The sequence below is a fragment of the Natronospira sp. genome, from assembly GCF_007134575.1.
In the GTDB taxonomy this organism is placed as follows: Bacteria; Pseudomonadota; Gammaproteobacteria; order Natronospirales; family Natronospiraceae; genus Natronospira; species Natronospira elongata.
Genome location: NZ_SLKM01000243.1, coordinates 1 through 5,190 on the forward strand (window position 1 = coordinate 1; position 5,190 = coordinate 5,190).

Genomic DNA, 5,190 nt, shown 5'->3' on the forward strand with positions numbered 1-5,190 from the left:
ACTGAGTCTCTCAGACAATGACAGCAGGCGCTCACGGTCCTCCCATTCCTGACCTGCCTCAGCCACCATCTGCAGCACCGCCATGCGCTGGAGAGCCGTGGCCAGCTCATCCAGGACACTGAGATAGTCTGGCGCCCGTGTGTCCAGCTCGGCCACCGCGTCAAGCAATGCCTCTGCACGCCGCTCGGCAAGGGCTTCCAGAATGCGAAGAACATCATCCCTTTCCACCGTGCCCAGCATGGCGCGAACATCACTCTCGCCCAATTGGCCCCCACCGAAAGCGATGGCCTGATCAAGAAGACTGAGGGCATCGCGCATGGAGCCATCGGCCGCGCGCGCGATCAAATCCAGGGCCGGCGCCTCGCCCTGTAGAGACTCGGACTTGAGAATCCGTTCCAGTTGATCACGAATGACGGCCGCCGGCAGACGCTTGAGATTGAATTGCAGGCAACGGGACAGAACCGTCACCGGCAATTTCTGCGGATCGGTGGTTGCCAGCAGGAACTTCACATGGGGCGGCGGCTCTTCAAGGGTCTTCAACAGGGCGTTGAAGGAGTGGGCCGAGAGCATGTGGACTTCGTCAATGAGATAGACCTTGTAGCGCCCGCGAGTGGGAGCATACTGGACATTGTCGAGCAACTCGCGCGTGTCATCCACCCGGGTGCGGGAGGCCGCATCCACCTCGATCAGATCCACGAAACGCCCTTCGGCAATCTCCGTGCAGGCGCTGCATTCACCACAAGGGGTGGAACTGATGCCCTGCTCGCAGTTCAGTGACTTGGCGAGAATCCGCGCAATGGTGGTCTTGCCCACGCCGCGGGTCCCGGTGAACAGGAAGGCATGGTGAAGGCGGTCATTGTCCAGAGCGTTCACCAGGGCACGCAGTACATGCTCCTGACCGGACAACTCGGCAAAACTGGCGGGACGATACTTTCGGGCCAGGACCTGATAGCTCATGGCGTACGGATTCCAGCGGAAATGAGGCCGATTACTCTATCACAGGCAGGCCCCGGCACTGGAGCGTGTGAGTGAGGGAAAGAGCGAAAAGGGTGGCGGCCCGCACCGGCAGATTCCCGGCACCCGGCGTCACCGCTACCGCTGCTCCCTTCCGGGCCTGACGGGGTTTGCGGCTGGCCGTCGCGGGAGAGCCGGCACGGACCACCATTGACATGGCAAGGGCGCTGCCGCCCGAAAACAGAAGAGCCACCGATGACTCGGTGGCCCATCAAAAAATGGCGGAGAGGGAGGGATGACTCCGCGCATCCCTGCGCTCCGCCCTCCGCTTCGCTCCGGGGCATTCGCCCAAGGCGAATGCTCAAATACGTTCCTTACGCATTTGTCGAACCCTCTATCGCGTTCGAATCAGTGCTTCAATCCGCCAAGACAGCCACCGCTCAATCGGTGGCCCATCAAAAAATGGCGGAGAGGGAGGGATTCGAACCCTCGGTACGCGGGTAGCGCACACACGCTTTCCAGGCGTGCTCCTTCGACCGCTCGGACACCTCTCCGGGACTTGCTATTCCGCGCCGCGGAAGCGCGCCATCATAACCGATTCATCCCTTCCTGCTCAAGGGAGGGGCCGCCGCCAGGCGGCCCCGTCTAGTCAGGGCTCGAAACGGGCAGAGACACTGAACCAGGCGCGGGTACGGTCTGCGGCGTACTCGTCACCCGGGTAAAAGTCCGGATCCTCGCCCATGTAGTGACTCAGGCCCAGATTCAGTCGCAGGGGGCCCCAGAGCTCGCGTCCGGCGCCCAGGCTCAGCTCCTCGCCGTAGCGGCCACTGCCCTGATCGACCTGGAACTGGTGGAAGCGGGAATCAAAATCCCAACCCCAGCGCTGGAATCCAACGCCGGCGTAGACGTCAATGAGACCGAACTCGGGCGTGACCAGGAAGCGGTCAGCCTTGCCGTTGAACTCATGCAGGCTTGCCAGGGGGGTCTGGAAGGCCCATTCCCGATCACCACCCAGGCGCTCACGGCCCACATACCAGCTCCAGTCATCCAGTTCCTGTTTCAGCTTGACGTGCTGGTAGCCGAGATCATCATCCGGGCCTTCACCCCGCACGCCTTGCTGCACGGCAGCTTCCAGGCGATAGCTGAAGGTTTCCGTCCACGGCACCGGGCCGGTCAGACGCAGGCCATAATTTCGATGTGACTCCCATTCGTCTTCGTCAAAACGCAGGTTGTGGAAGTAGATGCCCATCCGGTTGTCGCCGATTCGGGTATCCAGGTCCAGAACCGCCGCGCGGCTGTCAATCCGGCCCAGGCCGTCGGGATGATTGGGGCCGAGCACGGTATTGATTCGGTCAATGTACTGACCCAGGAAGCGCGCCCGCTCACCGGTACCGATCCGCAGCCCAAAGGCATTGAATGTCTGCTCCAACTGCCGGAATGAATCGCTGCCAATGAAACGTTCATTGTCATGCCGGATGGCCTGGCGGCCCAACTTGACCTCGAAGGTGTCTTCACGACTGACGAAACGACCCCAGCCCTCGGACACGGCCGTATCCTTCGGGTCGCGCACAGTGGGGAAGTTACCCGGCCGATCCGTGGTGTCTTCAAAACGGGGCTCGCCAACAATCTGCAAGGTCTGGAAGGCCAGGCCGGCATCGAAGCCCCCCACCCGCGGCGTGGTGCCGCGCACACGGAGCCGGAAGGTGGACGCTTCGGCGTTGTCGGAGAAACCATCCTCATCGACCACTTCGAGGCGATAGCGCACATCGGCAAAGGATGCCCCTTCCTCGACTTCACGGGCCGGCGGCACGGGCGGTTCCACCAGGCGCGGGGCCATGGCCAGACAGGGATTGGCATGACCGCTTCGGGCGGTTTCCTCCCCCGGAACCCGGAAGCGTTCACTGCCCGGAATGGGTTCACCGTCTTCGTCGAGCAAGGGCTCGCCAATGCGCGGGTCCATATAGGCTTCGCCAGCCTGCTCATCACAGTGCATGGGGGTAGCACAGGCGGCCACGACCACGGGGGTCAGCAGGATGATCAGCAGCCGAAGCTGCCGGTAGGACAGGCTGGATGGGTAAAGCGGAGATAGCGTTGACATGAAGCAGCGTATTCCTGATCTATAGGGTATTCAGTCGAGAATGCCGGCGTGCCTGAGGGCCGCCCGCACACGTTCGTGGTGTTCCTCGGCCAGCGGAACCAGCGGCAAGCGGATACCGGGCTGAATCAGGCCCATCTCCGCCAGCGCCCACTTGACCGGCACCGGGTTACATTCCACAAAGAGCTCCCGATGCAGCGGCATCAGGCGGTTATTGATTTCCGCCGCCTTTTCCCGGTCGCCACTGCGGGCGGCATCACACAGGGCCTGCATCTGCTCAGGTGCTACATTGGCGGTGACCGATACATCACCAATTCCACCCCCAAGGATGAAATCCATTGCCGTGGCATCATCGCCACTGTAGAGCTCGATTTCATCGCCACAGAGCTCACGGAGCGCCTGAAGGCGCTGCATGTCGCCGGTGGCTTCCTTCAGACCCACGACCGTATCCAGTTCCGCGAGTCGGGCCACCGTTTCCGGCAGCAGATCACAGCTGGTTCGTCCCGGGACGTTGTAGAGCACCACCGGCTTTTCCACTGCCCGCGCCACCGTGCTGAAATGCCGATAGAGCCCCTCCTGGCTGGGCTTGTTGTAATACGGCACCACCAGCAGGAACCCATCAACGCCCATTGCTTCCACCTTGCGGGTCAGGTGAAGTGTCTGGGCGGTGGAATTGGACCCGGTGCCTGCGATAACCGGCACCCGCCCCGCCGACAGACGGACAGCTTCTCCAATCAGATCGGCGTGCTCGTCGGTTTCCAGCGTCGGGGATTCGCCTGTGGTCCCGGCCACCACCAAGGCCCGGGTGCCGGCATCGACGTGGAATTCGATCAGGCGCTCAAGGGCCTCGAAATCCAGGGCACCATCCGACTTCATCGGAGTGACCAGAGCCACCATGCTTCCGCCGAACATCACTGCACTCCTGCGTATTCCCGAAAGGACAGGACAACTGCCGGACGAACCGGTTCCCGCGGCCACGACCCTGCCCCGGACAACCGGTAGCTGTGAGAGCAGACGCCGAAAGGCGCCTGACGGGGCCGGCAGGCCCGCCGGGACGGAACCCGTCGCTGCTACCGGCACAAAAAGCGCCAGTTTACCCACTGTCCGGCCTGCTGAAAAGCCAAAGCTGATCCAATCCTGTTCGGCGGGGCCAATTGGGCAGTTTTCAGCCCCTCGGGCTCGGGTTAGACTGAAACGCAGACCGGCGGCATTACTGCCCCCCGGCTCAACCACATCGGAAAGAACGGGACAATGAATCAGTCACTGATTATCTCTGCCCTGGGCAGCAATCGGCCCGGCCTGCTTGAGGGGCTGACCCGCCATATCAGCCAGAGCGGCTGCAATGTCAGCCACAGCCGCTGCTCCCTGATCGACGGTCATGTGCTCTTCGTGGCCAGGCTGACAGGCAGCTGGGACACCCTGGCCCGGCTCGAGGCATCAGCGGAGCGCCTGCGTCGGGAGCTGGATCTGGACCTGCAGTTGCGACGCATCGAATCGCGTCCGGAGAGGAGCCATCGCCTGCCCTACACCGTGGATATCGTGGCGCGGGATCGTACCGGCACCCTGACTGAGCTGTTGAGCTTTTTCAGCGAATATGAGGTAGAGGTGGCGGAGGTGGTCACCCAGAGTTATGTCTCCGACCACACCGACACCCCAATGGCGACCATTCAGATGACTGTCCACATCCCGGACGCTCAGCCCCTGACCCTGGTCAGGGATCATTTCATGGAGCTCTGCGACCGCCTGAATCTGGATGGGCTGATGGAGCCCATAAAGCATTGAATCCCGATATCAGTAAATGAACAAGGAGCAATAATGACTACCGTCAGTATTGGCAAGAAGGTCCCCGATTTCAGCCTGCCCGCCACCGGAGACCAGGACCTGGGCCTCTCGGATTTCCGCGGCCGAAAACTGGTGCTTTACTTCTACCCCAAGGACAGTACCCCGGGCTGCACCACGGAAGGCCGGGACTTCAGCGCCCTCCACCAGGAATTTCAGGCCGTCAATACCGATATTCTGGGGGTTTCCCGGGACGGGCTGAAGGCCCATGAGAATTTCCGAAGCAAACAGGGTTTCCCCTTCCATCTGCTTTCAGACAAGGATGAAGAGCTGTGTCGAATGTTCGATGTCATCAAGGAAAA

5 protein-coding genes, 1 tRNA gene and 1 other RNA gene are annotated in these 5,190 nt (G+C 61.7%); 2 read left to right on the forward strand and 5 right to left on the reverse strand.

The window, feature by feature from the left end; translation table 11 throughout:
* The 5 genes from dnaX to dapA form a co-directional block, all read right to left on the reverse strand.
* The coding region (dnaX, locus tag ACJWXQ_RS09550) for a DNA polymerase III subunit gamma/tau (protein ID WP_406672694.1) at positions 1–957 on the reverse strand (957 nt) is incomplete at its 3' end.
* Positions 958–1,057: 100 nt separating this feature from the next.
* An RNA gene (gene ffs, locus ACJWXQ_RS09555) (signal recognition particle sRNA small type) lies at positions 1,058–1,154 on the reverse strand.
* A gap of 263 nt (positions 1,155–1,417) precedes the next feature.
* Positions 1,418–1,508, reverse strand: a tRNA-Ser gene (locus ACJWXQ_RS09560).
* A 95-nt stretch (positions 1,509–1,603) separates the two neighbouring features.
* The gene (locus tag ACJWXQ_RS09565) at positions 1,604–3,052 is read right to left on the reverse strand and encodes a hypothetical protein (RefSeq protein ID WP_346049366.1); all 1,449 of its coding nucleotides are present in this window, start codon (positions 3,050–3,052) and stop codon (positions 1,604–1,606) included.
* 30 nt (positions 3,053–3,082) lie between these two features.
* Entirely contained in the window at positions 3,083–3,961 is an 879-nt protein-coding gene (gene dapA, locus ACJWXQ_RS09570; RefSeq protein ID WP_346049364.1) for a 4-hydroxy-tetrahydrodipicolinate synthase, read from the reverse strand.
* Between the two features lie 339 nt (positions 3,962–4,300).
* Between dapA and ACJWXQ_RS09575 the strand changes: the two genes are divergently transcribed.
* Both ACJWXQ_RS09575 and ACJWXQ_RS09580 read left to right on the forward strand, forming a co-directional pair.
* Positions 4,301–4,831 carry an ACT domain-containing protein gene (locus tag ACJWXQ_RS09575; protein ID WP_346049362.1) on the forward strand — a complete coding sequence of 177 codons (531 nt, stop codon included), beginning with the start codon at positions 4,301–4,303 and terminating at the stop codon, positions 4,829–4,831.
* A 33-nt stretch (positions 4,832–4,864) separates the two neighbouring features.
* On the forward strand, positions 4,865–5,190 hold a 326-nt coding region (locus tag ACJWXQ_RS09580), incomplete at its 3' end, for a peroxiredoxin (protein WP_406672695.1).

Bases quoted from the DNA above. Each gene is read 5' to 3' on its own strand.
- ACJWXQ_RS09565 (WP_346049366.1), bottom strand. From the start codon at position 3,052: ATGTCAACGCTATCTCCGCTTTACCCATCCAGCCTGTCCTACCGGCAG.
- ACJWXQ_RS09575 (WP_346049362.1), top strand. From the start codon at position 4,301: ATGAATCAGTCACTGATTATCTCTGCCCTGGGCAGCAATCGGCCCGGC.
- dapA (WP_346049364.1), bottom strand. From the start codon at position 3,961: ATGTTCGGCGGAAGCATGGTGGCTCTGGTCACTCCGATGAAGTCGGAT.